Source organism: Pseudomonas sp. UMAB-08 (assembly GCF_900095225.1).
Classification (GTDB): Bacteria; Pseudomonadota; Gammaproteobacteria; order Pseudomonadales; family Pseudomonadaceae; genus Aquipseudomonas.
The window spans coordinates 1-19,912 of the sequence record NZ_LT607418.1 but is presented as its reverse complement, the minus strand read 5'-3'; the positions used below and the strand labels follow the sequence as shown (position 1 = coordinate 19,912).

Here is a 19,912-nt window from a genome sequence, read left to right as displayed (position 1 = left end):
TGCGCTTCGAACGCCTTCCAGAACAAACTCAGGGCTTCGAAGAAAAACCGATCCGGGTCATTTTCGGCGAAGCTCATCTGAGCCACAGCAGCAGGAACGTCCAGCCCCAGGTTCTCGATGAAGCTGGCAGCCGTGACAAACGCATCCAGCACGGGCGCGGCGCTCAGCTCGCCCTTTACCTTGTAATCGAAGCCCGGCCCCGCGACGGCTGACCCTGCCAGCGACTGCAAAACCCGTTTGGCGGCATCATAGTTTTCTAGCCAAATCACAGGCTTGCGGCAGAAAGCTTGAAACAGGGTGCGCTTTATTACCCACTCGGCCCAGATCGGTAACTTGGCGGTTGAACGCTTCATCTGCTGGTTTTCAGAGGGATCGAAACCCAGCACCACCCAAGCATCCAACTCGGCAATGTAGCCATGAAAATGAAAGGCAAAACCATTGATTTCAACGGTTTGCCGCATAGGCTCAATGCCTTTTAGAGGCCACGCCTTGGCACGAAACCACAAGTCCTCAATAGTGTCGCACAGCTCTTCATCACGCTTGGCCGACAACTCGGTCACCGTGATACGTTTCTGTACGTCCGGATGATCGCGGTCCAGCTCCTTGAGCTGCAACGCATGGCGATACAAGGGGGCCATGACCTCGCGAAACCGCTCGTTGCTTGCGTACAGATCCCGATAGCAGAGATTCAGTTGCTGACGTTGCGCGTCGTTGATCCGCAAATCGAACGGGTTGCTGTCGGCGCCCTCTTCCCCACTGAGTGCCACCTGATTGCTGAGATTCTCGAAGGCGCGTAACTGGCTAAAGCCCGGCAGGCTGCGTACCCACGGGAGGATCCGCGAATGAAAGGTGCGCACCAGATCGCGACCTTCTTTGAGGCTCAGACTGTGGCCCCACAGCGCCATGATCTGGATGAGCTTATTGATGAAGTCCTTGCGCGACTCACGCGTGAACGTCACCACGGTCATGGAACTGAGTTCAAACCCGAGGTAATGGCTCAATAGCAGAATACGCAGCACCAGCGATGTGGACTTACCCGCACCGGCCCCGGCAATGACGTAGGTAGAGGGNNGTAGAGGGTGTGTCGCTGAAAATCATCTTCCATTGTGCGGCACTGGGCTGGGCATGGCTGGGCAACTTCAGCGCGACATCGGCTTTGATGCGCTTTTTAAGATCCGCCGTCAGCGCCAGGCGCCAGTCATCAAACAGGTGGTCGTCGATGCGCGGGCCACGGTGTTCGGTGGGCCGGGTATCGCGGATCAGCAACACTTGCTGGCTGTCCTCTGCCGCGTCGAGCCGACCTTCCGCGTAACCTTCGTTCATGCCTTCAGCGTGGCCGTTGAGGTAGCCATCGGCATGCCCTTGTAACCAGGACGGCACATGCTGCGAGCGCAAGCCCGTCAGGCTATGGCCAACGAGTCGTGCCAGCAGGCGTTTGAAAAAGGGCAATTGTTCAGGCGGGGACAGATCGGCAGGCAGTTGATGCGGCACGCAGGCTCCAGATGTCAGCTTGTGAGCGAAGAAGCGTCTATGGTGGCTGTAATCGTCGGCGAGTTCTAGCGAAATGCTTTGCCATCAGCGCGTTAGCCGATCAACTGCAGGTACAGTCGAAAGAGAGATCAATGATACGTCGACCCGACAAATCGAATAAGTAGATTGTTTTAGCGCGATTTTTCCGCTTATTTTCGATGAATAATTGATAGATGATGTTCGCCATCACCCATTGATTTATCGTTCAGCAGTACTGGTGCGAACAGACCGGCTCTGCTTTGGAGGCCACAATCATGCTCGAATTAAGACCCTTTAACACGTTGGGCGGCGCAAACCATGGCTGGCTGAACGCTCATCATCACTTCTCTTTCGCTGAGTATTACGACCCTAAACGCATGAACTGGGGCCAACTGCGGGTATGGAACGATGATGTCATCGCCCCACAGACCGGCTTCCCGAAACACCCGCACCGCGACATGGAAATCGTCACATACGTCCGTGAAGGTGCGATCACCCACGAAGACAATCTGGGCAACAAGGGCCGCACTGAGGCGGGTGATGTCCAGGTCATGAGCGCCGGAACCGGTATCGCCCACAGCGAGTACAACATGGAATCGACTGCGACCAAGATCTTCCAGATATGGATTGTGCCGGATGAGACCGGCTCAGCGCCTTCCTGGGGTGCCAAACCGTTCCCTAAAGGTCAGCGTGAAGGTTTCGTCACCCTGGCCAGCGGTAAGGATGGCGATGACCAAAGCCTGCGTATTCGTGCCAACGCACGTTTGGTAGCCGCCAACCTGAAGGCCGGTGAAACCGCTGAGTACCGACTGGACGCGGGTCGCCGAGCCTATCTGGTTCCGGCGACCGGGATCATTGAGGTCAACGGTTTGCGTGCAGCCGCGCGTGATGGCGTTGCGGTAGAGGATGAGCACGTGCTGCGTGTTACGGCCATTGAGGACAGTGAAGTTATTCTGGTGGATGTGGCCTGATTCCGCTTCACGCAGCAGACATGCCGCTGTAGAAACCGCGAAAAAGAAAAAGGGACGGCATTTGCCGTCCCTTTTTCGTCCTGCTCGCCAATCAGCGCGGTGCGATGGCCGCGTCTACCAACACCTGCGCTTCTGCCACCAGACGTTTGAGGTGGTCTTCACCGATAAAGCTCTCAGCGTAGATCTTGTAAATGTCTTCAGTGCCCGAAGGACGTGCTGCGAACCAGCCGTTCTCGGTCATGACCTTCAAGCCGCCAATGGCCTGATCGTTGCCCGGTGCATGGCTGAGAATGCTCTGGATCGTTTCACCGGCCAATTCAGTGGACTTCACCTGATCGGGCGACAACTTGCCCAGCAGCGCTTTTTGCTCAGGGTTAGCCTTGGCTTCCACGCGAGTGGAGAACGGTTCGCCCAATTCCTGAGTCAGGGCCTGATAGATTTCGCTAGGGTCACGGCCTTTACGGGCAGTGATCTCAGCAGCGAGCAATGACGGGATCAGGCCGTCCTTGTCGGTGGTCCAGACGCTGCCGTCTCGACGCAGGAACGAGGCGCCAGCACTTTCTTCCCCCCCAAAACCCAGGGAACCATCGAACAGGCCATCGGCGAACCATTTGAAGCCCACCGGCACTTCATACAGGCGTCGACCCAGACGTTTGGCCACGCGGTCAATCATGCCGCTGCTGACCACGGTTTTACCAATGGCAGCATCGGCACGCCAATGGGGACGGTTCTGGAACAGGTAGTCGATGGACACCGCCAGATAATTGTTCGGTGCCAGCAGTCCACCCGTTGGGGTGACGATGCCGTGACGGTCGTGATCCGGGTCGCAAGCGAATGCGACTTGAAAGCGATTTTTAAGGCCTATCAGCCCCTGCATGGCGAAGTTGGAGGACGGGTCCATACGAATGCGACCGTCCCAATCCACGCACATGAAGCGGAACGTTGGGTCGACGTGCTGATTGACCACTTCCAGGTTCAGGCCGTAATGCTCGCCGATCGCCGACCAGTAATGCACCCCGGCTCCGCCCAGCGGGTCAACGCCCAGACGTAGGTTGGCGCCGCGAATAGCATCCATGTCGATGACGTTTTTCAGGTCAGCGACATACGTGTTGAGGTAGTCATGGCGGTGGGTGGTGTTTGCACGCAAGGCCTTTTCATAGGTCATGCGAGTGACGCCCAGCACCTTCTCGGCCAACAGTTCGTTGGCTTTTGCCTCGATCCATTTGGTGATGTGGGTATCTGCCGGACCACCATTGGGCGGGTTGTATTTAAAGCCACCACTTTCCGGCGGGTTGTGCGACGGGGTGATAACGATACCGTCAGCCAGCCCTGAAGTACGGCCACGGTTGTAGCAAATAATGGCGTGGGAAATCGCCGGGGTCGGTGTGTATTCGTCATTTTCGGCGATCATGACCTGCACGCCGTTAGCCGCCAGCACTTCCAGCGCGGTGACACTGGCCGGTGTCGACAAGGCGTGGGTATCTGCGCCGAGGAACAACGGACCGTCAATGCCGTTGGCCTGACGGTACAGGCAGATAGCCTGACTGATGGCCAGAACATGCCATTCGTTGAAGCTCAGCTCAAAAGAACTGCCACGGTGACCCGACGTGCCAAACGAAACGCGCTGGGTGGAAACCGATGCGTCGGGTTGGCCGGTGTAATAGGCCGTCACCAGTCGCGGAAGATCGACCAAGAGTTCTGCTGGCGCTGGTTTGCCCGCAAATGGACTGAGACTCATACGAAACCTCCATGGATGGAAGAAGACAAAAAAGAACAGGTTCTGCGTACAACACCCCGACAGATGCAGGGGAGCCATGAGGCGGCAGTTTACTGGCAGTTTGACCGCGACGCTAAGCTATCTATCCGTAAGGCCTTGAACGTTTTACAGCTGCCACCAGGCGGGTAGCAAATTTTGCACCTTGCGCTCGGCGAAACGGTCGTCGATCAGCATCACCACCCCACGATCATCCTGACCACGAATGACCCGGCCCGCAGCCTGTACGACTTTTTGTACGCCGGGATATAGATAGGTGTAGTCGTATCCGGCGCCGAACAGCGCGGCCATTCGTTGCTTTAGCTGTTCATTCACCGGATTCAATTGCGCCAGGCCCAGGGTGGCGATAAACGCACCGATCAATCGAGCGCCCGGCAAGTCTATGCCTTCGCCAAACGCCCCGCCCAGCACCGCAAATCCGATGCCCTGACTGCTCAAGGTGAACTGATCGAGAAACGCCTGCCGCTCGCTTTCAGCCATGCCGCGTGATTGCTGCCACAACGGAACCTGTGGATGAAGCAGGTGCAGCAGATCAGCGACCTGTTGCAGGTAGTCGAAACTGCTGAAGAAGGCCAGGTAATTGCCGGGTTGAGCCTGAAATTGCTCGGCCATCAATTCGACGATGGGGGCCAGTGATGCCTGTCGATGGGTGAATCGGGTAGATATCTGACTGATGATGCGCACATCCAGCTGTTCCCGGGAGAACGGCGACTCAACATCGACCCACGCAGTATTGCCAGGCAGACCGAGCAGGTCCGCGTAATAACGGCGGGGATTCAGGGTCGCGGAAAACAGTACCGTGCTGCGCGCCGCCGTCAGACGCGGGCGGACGAAGCCGGCTGGCACCACGTTGCGCAGGCTCAGCCGCGACAGGCTGCGCTTTCCGCCCTGTTCGCGCTTGTTGATATCGAACACAAAATGCTCATCAAACAACTCGGCGATCCGCGCGAACTGGATCGCTTCAAAGTAGAAGCTCTGCAAGGCGCCATCGACGGCACGAGGATGCTCGTTGAAGTAATCACCCATCGCAGTCACGCACAGATTCAAGCTTTGCAAAAACCGCGCAGGTGTCACGGGATAGGCTTGATAATCGAGCACCTGATCCTTGTGCAACGCATTCCATTCACGGTTGAGCCGTTGCAGGGACTTCTTCAGCGGCTCAGGTGCACCGTTGCGCACAGTGTTCATGCTGTGCTGATCAAGACTGGCGCTGTACATCTGCCGCGTGCGCTCGACCATGTTGTGCGCTTCGTCCACCAGCACGGCCACGCGCCACTGGTTGAACTGACTGAGGCCGAACAGCAGGGCGCTGAGATCGAAGTAATAATTGTAATCAGCGATCACTACGTCGGCCCAGCGCGCCAGTTCCTGGCTCAAGTAATACGGGCAAACCTGATGCTGACGGGCGACTTCACGCACGCCGGCTTGATCGAGCCATGGATTGTCCATTGCGGCGCTGCGTGCTGCCGGTAAACGATCATAGAAGCCCTTAGCCAGAGGACAGGAGTCGCCGTTGCACGCTTTGTCAGGGTATTCGCAGGCTTTTTCCCGGGCCACCATTTCAAGCACGCGCAGGGTCAGATCCGGTGCGCTGTGGCGAATGACGCTTAAGGCGTCCAGTGCCAGCTTTCGCCCTGGGGTCTTGGCTGTGAGGAAGAACACTTTGTCGAGTTTTTGCGCAGGGACCGCCTTAAGCATCGGAAACAGTGTGCCCACCGTTTTGCCGATACCCGTCGGTGCCTGAGCCATCAGGCAACAGCCGGTGCTGACCGCTTTATAAACCGACTCGGCCAGCGCTCGCTGGCCCGTGCGAAAGCTCGGATGAGGGAACGCCAGCGCACCCAAGGCCTGATTGCGGGCATGGGTGTGAGCCAGTTCCTGCTGGGCCCAGCGCAGAAAAATCGCACATTGCTCGTTGAAAAAAACATGAAGCGCGTTCGCTGTATAGCGTTCGCGAAACACCGTTTCCTGCTCGCTGACGATATTGAAATAGACCAACGCCAGCGTGACGTCGTCCAGTTCCATCTGCTGGCAAAGCAGCCAGCCATAGACTTTTGCTTGCGCCCAGTGCAATTGCCGGTGGTTCGCCGGCATGGCGCTCAAGTCGCCTCGGTAGGTCTTTACTTCTTCAAGTTGGTTGAGTACCGGATCGTAACCATCCGCCCTGCCCCGAACCTTGAGTTGCAGGTAGTCACCACTGAGTGCCACTTCAGCTTGATAGGCCTCGCCGCGACGGGCAACCACTGTGCGGTGACCGGCCATGCCTTCCAGTGCCGTAGGCGTCGGGGTGAAGCGCAAATCGAGGTCGCCCACCTTCGCCGTGAATTCGCACAAGGCACGCACGGCCACCCCATAGCTGGGGTCATCAACGTTGGCGTCATGGAGAGGATCGAGGGTCACTAGAGTGGCAAAGCCGTTTAAACACCGGTACTGGATGGGTGTACAGATACCAGCTATCGCCCGGCGCTGGCAAACATAATTGGATCAGTGGCCCGCCCGACGGCTATAGGATTACAGCCTCTCCTGACGCAACAGGTCGTCCAGTATGTTGAGCGCCGTGCCAATGTCCTGATTCCAATCGAAGGCGAAGCTGATCCGCAGGTTTTGCTGGTGCAGGCCTTGCAGGCTGAATATTTCGCCGGGCGCGATAAATATCCGCCGCTTGAGCAGACGGTCAAACACTCGGCGCATGTCCACCGGCCGAACGCACTCGGCCCAAATGGCGGCGCCGCCTCCGGGCAGGTTGAAACGCAGACTGGCCCCTGCACGCTCGTGCAGCAGGCTGGTCAGGGTCAGCATGCGGTCCTCCAACAGGCGTCGCAGTCCGGTGATGTGTTGATCTATGCGCCCAGAGCTGTAAAGCCGCGCGATGGCTTTTTGGCGAATGGGAGGCAGGCAGAAGGAGCGCACCAGAAAATGCCGTTGCAACTCAACACTGAAATGCTTGCACAGCAAATACCCATAAGGTGCTTCAGGTCCGATGATCTTGTCGAAAGCGGAAAAGACTAACAACCGCTCAGGGTTGATCCAGTCACGCAATCGGCCCGCCGGCGGCTCGAAGCAGAGTTCGCCGAGGCTGTCATTCTCCAGAACCCAAACGCCACTCAGGTTCAGTCGACGGGCGAGCTGTTGACGGTTTTCCAATTGCATCAAGCTGCCTTGTGTCGAACTCACCACAGACGGCAGGACTGCCAGGCCAATGTCCTCCTGAAGCATTGTTTGGTCGAACCAAGGCAGATCCACGCAACCTTCATTGTCCAGCGGCATCTCGATCACGCGGATATCGAACGATTGCAGCAAGCGCAAGATCGTCCAGGAGCAAGGCGACTCCACCAGCACCGTACCGCCCCGAAGCCCCAGTGCATCAAGGACTATTTTCAGCACCCCACGCAAATCCGCCCCGACATAGACATTGTCTGGATGCCAGCAATGCTGCGCACAGGAGGTGTAACGTGCGGCCAACGCCGTGCGTAACTCCAGTACCCCAAAGGGCTGGAACTGCAGGTTGAGCTGACGCGGGTAATGACGAATCAGTTCGCGTTCGAGCATCAGCAACGGATTTTCGAGCGATGACAGCATCGTCGGCTCAGCATTGCCGAGCACGAACATGCCCGGACGACGAGCATTGGCGTAAAGCTTTTCCAGGAGGTCTTCGTCATGTTGTCCATTGGGACATGGCATCAGGCAGGGCAACGTGAAATAGCCAGATTTAGGTACGGAACGGATCCGGCCCTCTTTTTCCAGCAGGCAATAGGCGTACTGAACGGTCGATATGGACACCTTCAAACGCCTGGCCAGGTCGCGCAATGACGGTAATTTGGTCGTGGATCCGCTGTTTACCTCACCAATTAGCTGGTTGAGGTAGCAATACACTGCCTGATAAGCAAAGTTGGACGTGCTGTCTTTCATAAGCTGTAACCCGTCTATGCGTAACCGCCGCCCCAGAGAACATGCGCGGGCCCGCAGCAACTGCCGGTCAATTTCCGGGAGTCGCTGCGGGCATGAGGATCACGCTTAGCGCCCGGACACTATTTCGGCCATGGCCTCACCCGTCTTCGGGTCGACCGTCACGATGCTGCGCTTATCGGGGTCACTGGCGCGGACCCTGGCGATCAACGATGTCTGATCGCCGAAATCCACCCTTTTTTTACGGTAAAGGTTTTGCAATCCCACTTTGCTCAACCCACTGATATCGATCAGCCATTGCAGGACTTGCTCCGGGACTTGCAGCCCCATTAACGCTTTGTGCAGGTCAGGCAACGCGACCAGCATTCCGGGATGACAACGGCGCAGGAATGCTTCCAGAGCGCGGCCTGAATCCACGAACGGCGCGAACAACAGGCACACCAGCTGCGCGTCATTCAGGCCGAATGCCTCCTGTGCGTACGCCGATGCAAGTGCGCGGCGTCCCTCGATGTTTTGATTGCCGTCGTAGGCCGTCATGGCCTGTTCAATCAAGCGCTCGGGCATTTGCTTCTTGCGCATCAACCCCTTTGCAACCTCCAGGTATTCGGCAATCCCGTCCTGGTAGCGGCGACCGCGTACATAGTGAGCCTGCAAGCCACGCATGTGCGCCATCAACATCGGATTGGCGCAATCGGATTCGCTGAAGCTGAACGCAAGGTCATCGAACTGGAATCCTAGGAAATCGGTCAGCAAAGGCCAATGATCATCCGCTTTGCAGCTGACCAGATCGAAAATAGTAATGAACGCAGGGACAACGGATTTATTGGGGTATGCAACGAGGCGACCCGCAGGCTCGGCGCCTTCTTCATACAGCTCGCGATAGTAAGCATGACCGACGCTATTCAGCGTCTTGAGCACGCCATTGAAGCTCTGATTCCTCCAGTCCGAGGCAGGGACCTCCAAGCCTTCGGCAAGGCGCATGACCCATGCGGCGTATTGCTTTTGCTCTTTGCGTGAGTCGCCGCTGACCAACGCATCGATCCCGGTCCCCCAGCACGCGGCACGCGCAAAAAAATCGCCCAGCCCCAAGTAACAGCTATTGCAGAACGTCGCACGAGCGTCACCCGCCGTCATATGCCCCGTCAATAACATGTCCGAGCGGTTGCACTCACGCCCCGCCGTGGAAAACGGCAAGTCCACTCGAAAGGGTCGAATCTGTTGTTGATCGACCATCAATACTTCTACGCGCGGGTCGTCATAGAGGAACAACGCCGAATAACTGCGATGGATATTACCCATCACGGCCGACGTTATACCTGCGTGGCGCAGCGTGGCGATTCGCAAGTTGAAGGTGGCCGGCGACCGGCCTGCGATACTCAATTGCGCGGCCCGCATAAAGGCAACGGTATAGGCACTGTCTTTACCGCCGCCAAACGCGATCATTACTTTGAAGCTTCCGATGCGTTCAATGCCCCCCGCCGCCACGATCAAACGCTGGATCAGTAACTGCAGCGCTGTTCGCTCGGCGCGGGTGAAGTAACTGAGTAAGCGCTGCAGTACTTGTTGGTAAACATAATTCATTGCCTGCTCATGGATAGAACTCATAGCGCGGCACCTGGCAAGCGAATAACCACATCAGCAGTCCCCGTAAGGCGCCTGACAAGCAAGCCCGCCAAGCTGTCGGCCTGAGACCGTTGATTCGATGAAGAGCTGGAAAAATATTGTTGTTCGACCATGACTCATTCCCTGAGCAATAATTACCGACGTATTATCAATGTCTTCGACGTGTTTGCAAGGTACAGATGCGTAGCAAAAAGCAGCGCAGTTCGGCGACTGACAAACGCGACTAAATAACAAACGCGCGCGTTTAATACTTCGGCTGTGCACCGACAATTACCGAGCCCACTGAGTGTGAGTGAACGTTATACCGGATGGACAGTGCAGGATTGGCGCAGACTATTTAAACAACGCTAAGCGTGGCGTATAGATTTTAAACGAAGGACTGTAGTGTATTAAACGTGCGACGCAGTGATACAAGAAGTTACATCGTTGCCGGGCGTGCAGCAGGCACCACAAAAAAGCCCTCCTGAATAACGGGAAGACTTCAATTTTTATCCAGTGACTCGTTCGAGCGCTTAAGAGCAGTCACTCTCCGGCGGCGCCCGCACAGTGGCGCCGATGAGCGTCTGTATTTAAACCTGTTCGATCTGCAGCACGGCACGACCGCCGATGGGACAACCGTCCATGTAGCGGTGAGCCTGAACAACCTCGGCAAAGGGAAATACCCGCGTAAGCTGCGGCACCAGGACCCGATCCGCCGTGAGCTGGTTGATGTCACGCAATGCACGTTGCACTGCGGCTTCGTCCTGAGTGATGCCCAGCTCCGGCTTGCCGGTGAAGTTGCCCAGGCAATGTACAAAGAACTGAATGTTCTTCTGGAACGCTGCACACGCCGGGAATGGCGTCTGATTCCCGCCCTGTAAACCGTAAAGCACCAAGCTGCCACGCGGAGCCAAAACATCGCCGAGGATCGACATCTGCGGCCCCCCTAAACCATCGAGCACCACATCGGCACCCCGGTTGTCAGTGTATTTGTTGACGGACATCAACAGGTCCTGCTCCTCAGTGACGATGACTTTGTCCGCGCCCAACGAAAGCAGGTAATCGCGCTGTTCAGCAGATTTGGTCGCCGCAATGACCTTCACACCCAAGGCTTTGCCCAATTGCACAAATGCCGGACCGGCACAGTGACTGGCATCGGTCACCAGAGCGGTCTGCCCTGGCTTGATATGCGCCAGATCGACATAAGCAAAATAGGCCATCAGCAGTGGGGTGTAATGAACGCTTGCTTCAATCGGGCTCAGCACATCTGGATAACGGGTCAAGGCCAGGCGTGGCAACACAATCGATTCGCCATACACCGGGTACTCATTGGGGCTGACCGCAGGAAAGCTGGCAACCTTGTCGCCCACTGCCAGATCATGAACCCCCTCGCCTACTGCTGACACCACACCGGCCATCTCATGACCCATGCCGGCAGGCAGCCGAGCGTGCGATGGCGCCAGATTTTGCCGCCAGAGCACGTCATACCAGCTGATGCCAATCGCTTCTACGCGCACTTTCACCTCACCGGGTGCCGGCTGCGCAGCAGGATGCTCCTCAAGCTTGAGGACCTCGGCTGGACCAAACTGATGAAAACGGATCGTGCGGGACATTTCGAACCTCGCCTTATGAACCTTTAATGCCATGAACTTTATCCGGGCTTTACCGGGAACACTATCAGTGGCTATTAATAGTCGACATGCATGTCATTGATTCTGCTGCGCCGGTATGGCGCAAATCTGGCTGCAGAAAAACGAAAAATATTCAGCTTTTACGCAGGGCATTGTTCGCACCTAATCGCGACATTGCAACCCGCCCGTACACGTCGACCGGGCAAGTGCTTTCGCGGGGTCACCCGATAATGTCCGGCGTTCCGCTTTCTTGCATCTCGCAGCCGCTTTCTATCGCGACCCACATTGATTTTGATGATTAATGGACCGGCGTTGAATTTATCAATGCAGAACGCTACTGATTCCTCGTACTATTCACGTCGCGTTTCCCTATCCGAGCCGCTGTGTTTGAGCGGATAGACCGCACATCTAAGTGCTGGCATGGACCCTCGCATCGACAAACGGCCCGAGATCATCTTTCATGAATCGCAATGACCTGCGTCGCGTTGACCTCAACCTCCTTATTGTCTTCGAAACATTGATGCATGAGCGAAGCGTGACTCGTGCGGCAGAAAAACTGTTTCTGGGCCAACCCGCGATCAGTGCGGCGCTCTCACGTCTGCGCGGCCTGTTCGATGATCCTTTGTTCGTGCGCACCGGGCGCAGCATGGAACCGACCGCCCGCGCGGTGGACATTTTCGCGTTGCTCTCCCCTGCGCTCGACTCGATCTCCACTGCCGTCAGCCGTGCGTCAGAATTCGACCCTGCAACCAGCACCGCTGTGTTCCGCATCGGTTTGTCCGACGACGCGGAATTCGCCCTCCTGCCGTCGTTGCTCAAGCGTCTGCGCTCCGAGGCCCCAGGCATTGTGCTGGTGGTACGACGGGTCAATTACATCCTCATGCCCGCGATGCTGGCATCCGGCGAAATCTCCATTGGCGTCAGCTACACCATGGATCTGCCCGCCAATGCCAAACGAAAAGTGCTGCGCCTTAGCCGGGCCAAGTTGTTGCGCGCCGACACGATACCAGGCCCACTCAGCCTGGATGACTTCTGCACACGGCCTCATGCCCTGGTCTCGTTCTCAGGTGATTTAAGCGGATTTATCGACGAGTACCTGGAAAAAATCGGGCGCAAACGTCATGTCGTGCTGGCAGTGCCACAGTTCAACGGCCTGGCCTCACTGCTGGCCGGTACCGATATTGTGGCGACCGTTCCGGACTATGCAGCTGATGTGCTGGCCGCCGCCGGCGGCGTACGCGCTGAAGAGGTACCGATTGAAACGCGTAGCTTTGAGCTGCACATGGCATGGCGCGGCTCTCAGGATAATGACCCAGGAGAACGATGGCTGCGCTCGCGTATTCAGATGTTTTTTGGCGACCCTGAGAGTCTCTAGGCGTCGTCGGGCAGGCTGTTTAGCTGATCATTTCTGGCTTTTCATAGGCCATGGAGATCCATTTACTTCCAGTGGATTGCTACATTGGGGGCACATCTGAGGGCATGCTTTGGATGGTTTGAAAAGGATGCCCCCAGCCTAAAGCCAAGCAGGTTGTTGGATGAGGATAGCTCCAACTGAATTTCTGCGATTCGATAGACCGGCCTGAGGCTTTCAGCGAAACGGTGGATATTGCAACCGATGAACAAACAACACTACCTCCGTAAAGAATCGTTTTCCAGTGTGGCAACTAATCATTAATAATCATGCACTTACTTAGCAGTATCGCGTTAGCTCTGCCCGACTAACTCAAGATTGGAGGGGGCTGACACTTTCCATGCGCTAGATCCAGAGGCTAGGCTCTGGGTGGCAACATTCATAGATAGCACGGCGCATTTTCCTTCAGTGCTCACCTATCAATGCATACGCTAGTTCATTCTGGCACCTGCGAGGATTGTTTGGCAGATTCAGCCGCTAATTTCAAAGCTAATGCATAGGGACCTGATGACGTACAAAGATATCGATCTCGGAAATTTTCTGGCCGACCCGGTGCCGGTGATCGCCGACATTCTTGATCCCATGCTTGGCGAGTTGCCTTGGAAACTGATGCATTGGGAAAGTTTTCAGAAGCTTTGCGCTCAGCTGATCCAGCGTCAGTACATTGGAAGTGGCACCCAAGTGTTCCAGTACGGAAAATCTGGTCAGGCGCAGGGTGGAATCGACATAATTTGGAAAACCACCAAGGCGAACAAATACAGCGTTGCAGAGGTGAAACACTGGGAAACCGTCAAGCCGTCAAACATTCGAAAGTGGCTGAATGCATTCCTGGATGGCCAGTTAGCGAAGGATTCCCGCGTTTGGATTCTCTGCGTCTCAGTCAACATAGAACATGACGATAAGCTCGTGAAAGCTTGGCACCTCGCAGAAGCCGAGCTTGAGTCACGCGACATCCAAGCGGTGGTTTGGGACCGAGGCGTTATTGAAGAGCTTCTTCGGGACAGCCCTGAGCTTGTCGAGCGGTTTTTTTCTAAGGAGATTCGCGACCGCTTTTGCTACACCCTCAGCATGCCAACCGAAGAGCCAACACTCTTTCGTCGTACCTACATCAGCCAATCCGACTCTCGTCTCACTGCCGAAAACGAAAGCGTCAGAATGGAGGTGATTCTGCCCAATCGCAGCTCCCCCCGCGCGTCTGCCATTCTCTCGTTCGCCCGCTCCAATCTGGAGGGCGTATCACTCGCAATTGACGGAAAAGATCTTGTGCGATGGGTGCAATGGGCAGGACATCCTCACAATCCGCTTAAGAGCCCTTTCACTCTGCCGTTGAGCGACCCAGATCGTTTTCTCCTCACAACACCAAAGTTTCAACTAAGCCTGGATAGCACTGAGCTCGAACAGCTAGATTGGTGCCTGCGACAAACATGGACCCACTACCTTTCCGCAATAGAGGCACTGGAAAACGATTGGAGGTCTCTGCGGTTTAAGAGACTCAGCGAATCATCCGAACCAGTCCATGCGCTGGTCAGCCTGCCACGACCTCTGTGGCGTGTGATCATGGATTACGTCAGCGAACACGATTACAGCAAAGGTGAGTCTGATAAGCACATTTTCGATGCATCCAACAGCGTCCTAAAAGTGTTTTCGCCAACAACGACAGCTGCGATGGACGCTGGATATCATCTGATTTCATATGCGTATGACGAAGGGGGTCCAACCGGCCGCTACGAACCTGATATCACCATTTGCTGGAACCCCAATAATCTGCGCGAGCTTTCCAGCGCTTGGGGGCCGAGAGGACAATGGGATGCTGAATTTACCCATGATTGGATGTTTTCGACACTGCTGCCTAACGTCAGGGGTTGGTACCGACACAAAACCCAGCAGGAGCTATCATGGTTGACCAACCCAGTTGAAAAGCTCACGGGTCATGTTCCGGTTTTTGCCACAGAGGAGTATGTCTTTTCGCTAGCTCGGCTCAGCGTGCGACATATAGCAGCGGCAATGACAGCCGAGCAATTGAACAGTTGCCTGCATTCAATGCAGTTGCATTTCAGCTGCCTTGCCACTGCGGCTGATATTGAGCACGACTTGCTGAGGCGTGTTTTACGCTGTGTTCAACATTTGGCATACCGCCTGCCTGAGCAGCACCACAGTTACATCCGAAGCAATCTCCAACTGGATCAAAGGCCACTGGTAGAAAGCCTTGCAGATCTGACAGAGCACAGCAGTACGCGCTTGACCAGTTGCACGATGTTGGAAATGGCGCTTCGGTCGCTTATTTGCTGCTTTGAGGCCATCAGCTGCACTGCGGACGACTTAAAGTGGACTAGACAGATGCTCGACCCGGTCTGGGCAAGGATGCGTGAAGACTTGTTATGCGAAATGTTCTCCTGAAGTCTCGCACAAGGCTTGAACCAGGCGCTTCAGTTCGAAACCGCACCACGCGGCTGGTGGGTATTGATTTAGTGATGAGTTTTGCTGGATGTGAAGGAGGATGGATCCATGACTGATACTGCACAAAGTGCGAGCGAGCTGTGGCTATACATGCATGCACCAGGTTTTCGGGATCTACCTGATCAGGATCGCCGCGCCATTTTTGACTTCTCCTTCCTTTGGAGTCTGTTCGAGTCAAAGATCATGGGCAATTACGCGCAAGCAGGCCTCATTCGTGCGAAGGTCGATGATTGGATAGCAGAAGGTACGCTTGAGGATGGCCTGTACGATGAAGAACTTACGTATTTTCAGAACCGCTATTTCGCGAACGGCGAATTGACACATCACTTCCAGTTTCTCAACCTTCGAACCTCAGATCACCCTGACCTCGTGGTAAGTGTGATTGAGCGAAAGAACGACGATCCGCGTGACAAAATACTTTGCCTACTCATGATCGTATGGAGGCTTAGGAACAACCTGTTCCATGGCGAAAAGTGGGCATATTACCTCAGAGATCAACTCGACAATTTTACTCATGCCAATAGCGTCTTGATGACAGTGCTAGAGCGCCATGGACGACTCTGGTAACAACCATATATATCTTGCCCTGGTTGACACTGAGAAGAACATTGCCAACGATCACACGACCATAAAGATGCACCGAAATAGCGATGCCAGTCGCCAGGCAGCAAAGGTTTGATGCTGCCGTGGTGCGTCATGAATGAATTGCAATTTTACGAGTCGCTGGGGAAGGTAATTCGAGATGCCTGCAATCAAAAAACTGATGCTCCAAAACTTCAAGAAGTTCGACTCGCTGATGCTCGAGTTTGATGCCGGGGTCAACGTGCTGATCGGTGACAACGAGACAGGCAAAAGCAGCGTGCTGCTCGCATTGGATCTTGCCCTAAGCGCGAGCCGAAGCCGTGTTGAAACCATCGGCTATGAATCAATTCTTGCGCAGGCAGCGGTGCGTGCTTTCAAACGAGGGCCGCGGACTCTCGACCTGCTTCCGACGTTGATCGTGGATGTATTCTTGGAGGAAGGTGACGACCAAGGATTCTACGGCACGCAAAATTTGGCAGGAGCGATGACTGATGGAATCCGGATGGAGATTGCGCCTCTGATCGAGGAATTCGGCGCGACGATCCTGCAATTGCTTCGCGAGGATCCCGATAATTTCCCTTACGAATACTACGCCGTGAAATTCTCCACGTTCTCAGCGGCCCCGCATGTCAGCTACCGACGTCCAGTGAAGCACCTGATGCTGGACAGCTCTCGCATCGACAGCGAATACGCAGCGCGAGAGTACACGCGCACAGTTTTCAGCTTCAACGCTGAACCGGCGCAGCGCTACAGCCTCGAGAACTGCTATCGTCGAGGCAAAGAGGCGTTCCGTGATAACGAACTTGCTGCACTTAATGCAGAGCTGGGCGCCTATCAATTCGGGGTAAGAACCAGCATCCGCTCCAATCTCGAAACCGATCTGATCATCACCAAAGATGGCATCCCCATCGAAAACCGCGGCAAAGGTGAGCAGTGTTTCATCAAGACAGAGTTCGCGCTGCGACGGCATGAGGCCAAAGGCGAACTGCACGCCCTGCTCCTCGAGGAGCCCGAGAACCATCTCAGCCATACTAAGATGAAGCTCTTAGTCGAGCAGTTAGCCAACACAGCGGGCAATCAGCTCTTCATAGCCACACACAGCAGCCACATCTGCTCCAGGCTCGACCTTCGCCATGCGCTACTACTGGGGAGCGACCAGAAGGCTGGTCGCCTAAGAGCGCTTTCCGACGGCACCGCCACCTTTTTCATGAAGGCTCCTGACAACAACGTCCTGGAGTTTGCGCTCTCCAAGAAGGTCATTTTGGTCGAGGGTGATGCCGAGTTCATCCTCATCGAAGAGATGTACAAGAAGTATTCCGAAGGCCGATCGCCACAAGCGGATCAGGTGCACATCATTTCCATCGGTGGCACCAGCTTCAAACGCTACCTGGAGCTCGGAAAGCTTCTGGGAATCAACGTGGCGGCAATCCGCGACAACGACGGGAACTACCAGCAGTACTGTGTGGAGAATTATGAGGGCTGCCTCTACAACGGCGCCCGAATATTTGCAGATCAGGACAACAAGCGCTCGACGTTCGAGATCGGTCTGTACCAGGACAACCAGGCCGCCTGTGAAGCCCTGTTCGCCGCAGGGCGGAAGAAGCTAACCGTTCAAGAGTACATGCTCAAGAACAAGGCAGACGCAGCCTTCGAGCTGCTCACAAAGAAAGCGGACGAGTTGGTTGCCCCTCAGTACATCAAGGATGCGATCGCATGGATAAAAGAGTGATCTTTGCAGTGGCAGGCTCGGGTAAAACCACGCATCTGATCAGCTGTCTCAGCTTGGAAAAGCGCGCTCTTATCATCACCTACACCGAGAATAACCATAGCCACCTACGTAACCGGATCATTCAGAAATTTGGCACCATTCCGTCGAACATCTCCCTGATGACCTACTTCTCGTTCCTGCATGGATTCTGTTATCGCCCCATAATGCAGCTTCAGATGAACACGAGGGGAGTGAATTTCAGGCGACCGCCACAACGGAACTTTGCACTCGATGACATGAGACGTTATCGCGACCCTAGCGGAAGGCTGTACCACAACCGTCTCGCTAAGTTGATCGAGGTGAAGGGCTTACTGCCGGTAGTTAGGGCTCGCATCGAACGGTTCTACGATGCCGTTTACGTTGACGAAGTGCAGGATTTTGCCGGGCACGATTTTAATCTCTTACTGGAGGTATCTGCCGCCAACGCCGACATGCTTCTCGTGGGCGACTTTTACCAGCACACATTCGATACAAGCCGCGATGGGACGGTCAATGGCTCGCTCCACAACGACATATTGCGTTACGAGAAGAGGTTCAAGGACGCCAAAATCACGGTCGACAAGGAGACCCTAAGCAAGAGCTGGCGATGTGGGACGACAGTGTGTGAGTTTATTCGTGTTCACCTGCAGATCAACATAGACGCTCATGAAGACAGGGTGAGCGAGGTGGTGAACGTCAACACCCAGGAGCTAGCCGATCAGCTTCATCGCGATCAAAACGTGGTCAAACTCTTCTATGAGCAGCATTACAAATACGGGTGTTGCTCGCAGAATTGGGGAGCAAGCAAGGGCCAGGATCACTATGAAGACATCTGCGTGATACTAGGCACTAAAGCGTGGAATCAGTATCTCGAGGACAAACTTCACGAGTCTGTGGCTCAGACCCGAAATAAGCTTTACGTGGCATTCTCGCGGGCGCGAGGTAGGGTCTATGTGGCGCCAGACAACCTATTCAAGCAATACAAAACTTAGCATTCGCGCATATGTGGAGTGCTCATCCTAACCACTTCTGCATGCTGGAGGTGTGACAATGTTGTTGAGCGAAATGCCTGGGTATACATATCCGACGCTGGCGACCTTTCCGTTTCGCTGGTATGAGACGAATCGCTGGTTGATCTACGCCCTCAAGTTACTTCCTTCAGGTGACCTGAAATGGCTGCCTGATTACGTTGAGTCAGAAGGTCACGCTAAGGCGCACAACTACGCAACGCAGGAGGAAGCTCGACAAGTCGCATCTAGTTTCAATGAAGGGATTGCGGAACGGATCGAGATGCTTGGCCTCAGCGAGCCTCAGAAGACATCAGTGACCCTCAAGGCCGAAAAAGAAATCACCGTGCAAGAACGCCTGGCTGATGAAGAACTTCTGATGCTCACTGAGGCGCTGCGCAGGCATGCTTCCAGTCCACGCCCTGCGGCGCAAGACCTCATTCTGCCCTCTGAACTTCAGGGGATGCACGAGGACCTTGTCCGTCAACTCGAGGAAGCCCCCTACCTGCAAATCATCAACTTCTCGCGTTACCGAGTCGCCTTAGCTCGGACGAAGGAATTCGACTGGACACATCGCTTAAGCCCCTCCAAAAAATGTGCGGTGTACTGCGTTCGCGAAAAAATAGCGAGAGGGTTTGGTTTCTCAGGTACTGACCATTGGGGGAAGACAAAAGCTGCGATCCGCGCCTTGCTACTGCCTCGCGCCAACCAGCTGCTTCAACATGCAAGCATCCAGAAGATTCTGCTTGAGGCCAAGTCCCGCGGTCAGCTGGTAGTGGTCATGAGTGGCTTCGTTTTTTGGTACGAGGAAAATGGTAAGCCAGGCTGGGTGGTCAAAACCATCGGCGGCGACTCAGCGAGCGGCAGCGGACAAACTATTTGGCACGAGGGAACGATCATCTCGAAGAATCATGGCCGTATCGTCGTGCTCCCCTACATTAAGGAGAATGGTGAAAAGGTGCAGGGTCATACGAAGAACTCGAGTCATGACGGTAAAGCCATTCCTCGGCATCCGAACGAGTATATCGAGCTGCCATTTGAAATCCTCAGTGGAGATCTGATGATAGGGCTGCTTGGTGAACTACCTTACGAATGAGGTCGTCGAGCCGGCTGCGCTCGCAGTTTGCTCACAATGGCACTAAAACACTTTTTAATGGCGATCCCCTCGCCCCAGGTTTCGACAACGAAATCAACAATTGTAAATAACCGTAAGCGTCCGGCCAACTCACCCTTTCGAACACCAGCCTTAAGGAAGGTCTGAAGTAAGCAGCAGTTTTTAACGGCCTCGCTGTTTGAGGTTCAAAAAACGCCGATT

The 19,912-nt window shown here is 55.1% G+C and carries 13 protein-coding genes and 1 pseudogene; 7 read left to right on the top strand and 7 right to left on the bottom strand.

Annotation, left to right across the window (positions count from 1 at the left end):
* Positions 1-1,269 (bottom strand): annotated as a pseudogene (locus K0F75_RS25670) (UvrD-helicase domain-containing protein); the annotation flags it as partial.
* Positions 1,270-1,784: 515 nt separating this feature from the next.
* Between K0F75_RS25670 and K0F75_RS09970 the strand changes: the two are divergent.
* A complete protein-coding gene (locus tag K0F75_RS09970; RefSeq protein WP_219061710.1) occupies positions 1,785-2,480 on the top strand; it encodes a pirin family protein in 696 nt (231 codons plus the stop codon).
* Positions 2,481-2,571: 91 nt separating this feature from the next.
* Here K0F75_RS09970 and pgm read toward each other — a convergent pair whose 3' ends face one another.
* The 5 genes from pgm to K0F75_RS09945 form a co-directional block, all read right to left on the bottom strand.
* A complete protein-coding gene (pgm, locus tag K0F75_RS09965; RefSeq protein ID WP_219061709.1) occupies positions 2,572-4,218 on the bottom strand; it encodes a phosphoglucomutase (alpha-D-glucose-1,6-bisphosphate-dependent) in 1,647 nt (548 codons plus the stop codon).
* 144 nt (positions 4,219-4,362) lie between these two features.
* Positions 4,363-6,603: an ATP-dependent DNA helicase gene (locus tag K0F75_RS09960; protein ID WP_219062026.1), complete on the bottom strand. Its 2,241-nt coding sequence runs from the start codon at positions 6,601-6,603 to the stop codon at positions 4,363-4,365.
* 162 nt (positions 6,604-6,765) lie between these two features.
* Positions 6,766-8,163 carry a PLP-dependent aminotransferase family protein gene (locus tag K0F75_RS09955; RefSeq protein ID WP_219061708.1) on the bottom strand — a complete coding sequence of 466 codons (1,398 nt, stop codon included), beginning with the start codon at positions 8,161-8,163 and terminating at the stop codon, positions 6,766-6,768.
* A 105-nt stretch (positions 8,164-8,268) separates the two neighbouring features.
* Positions 8,269-9,765, bottom strand: coding sequence for a hypothetical protein (locus K0F75_RS09950; protein ID WP_219061707.1), 1,497 nt, complete (start codon positions 9,763-9,765; stop codon positions 8,269-8,271).
* Between the two features lie 587 nt (positions 9,766-10,352).
* A complete protein-coding gene (locus K0F75_RS09945) occupies positions 10,353-11,375 on the bottom strand; it encodes a zinc-dependent alcohol dehydrogenase family protein (protein WP_219061706.1) in 1,023 nt (340 codons plus the stop codon).
* A 478-nt stretch (positions 11,376-11,853) separates the two neighbouring features.
* Between K0F75_RS09945 and K0F75_RS09940 the strand changes: the two genes are divergently transcribed.
* The 6 genes from K0F75_RS09940 to K0F75_RS09915 all read left to right on the top strand — a co-directional run bounded on the left by K0F75_RS09940 (position 11,854) and on the right by K0F75_RS09915 (position 19,693).
* Positions 11,854-12,768 (top strand): LysR family transcriptional regulator, encoded by a 915-nt coding sequence (locus K0F75_RS09940; protein WP_257604295.1) that lies wholly within the window; start codon positions 11,854-11,856, stop codon positions 12,766-12,768.
* A gap of 543 nt (positions 12,769-13,311) precedes the next feature.
* Complete coding sequence (locus K0F75_RS09935; RefSeq protein ID WP_257604294.1) at positions 13,312-15,201, top strand: hypothetical protein; 1,890 nt, start codon at positions 13,312-13,314, stop codon at positions 15,199-15,201.
* A gap of 108 nt (positions 15,202-15,309) precedes the next feature.
* On the top strand, positions 15,310-15,828 hold the full coding sequence (locus tag K0F75_RS09930) for a hypothetical protein (protein ID WP_257604293.1): 519 nt from the start codon (positions 15,310-15,312) through the stop codon (positions 15,826-15,828).
* Positions 15,829-16,003: 175 nt separating this feature from the next.
* A complete protein-coding gene (locus K0F75_RS09925) occupies positions 16,004-17,572 on the top strand; it encodes an ATP-dependent endonuclease (RefSeq protein WP_219061704.1) in 1,569 nt (522 codons plus the stop codon).
* A complete protein-coding gene (locus tag K0F75_RS09920) occupies positions 17,557-18,582 on the top strand; it encodes an AAA family ATPase (RefSeq protein ID WP_219061703.1) in 1,026 nt (341 codons plus the stop codon). The genes K0F75_RS09925 and K0F75_RS09920 overlap by 16 nt, the downstream gene beginning before the upstream one ends.
* A 58-nt stretch (positions 18,583-18,640) precedes the next feature.
* Positions 18,641-19,693, top strand: coding sequence for a hypothetical protein (locus tag K0F75_RS09915; protein WP_219061702.1), 1,053 nt, complete (start codon positions 18,641-18,643; stop codon positions 19,691-19,693).
* A 31-nt stretch (positions 19,694-19,724) separates the two neighbouring features.
* On the opposite strand, the gene K0F75_RS09910 is transcribed toward K0F75_RS09915, so the two are convergent.
* The coding region (locus K0F75_RS09910; protein WP_219061701.1) for a hypothetical protein at positions 19,725-19,912 on the bottom strand (188 nt) is incomplete at its 5' end.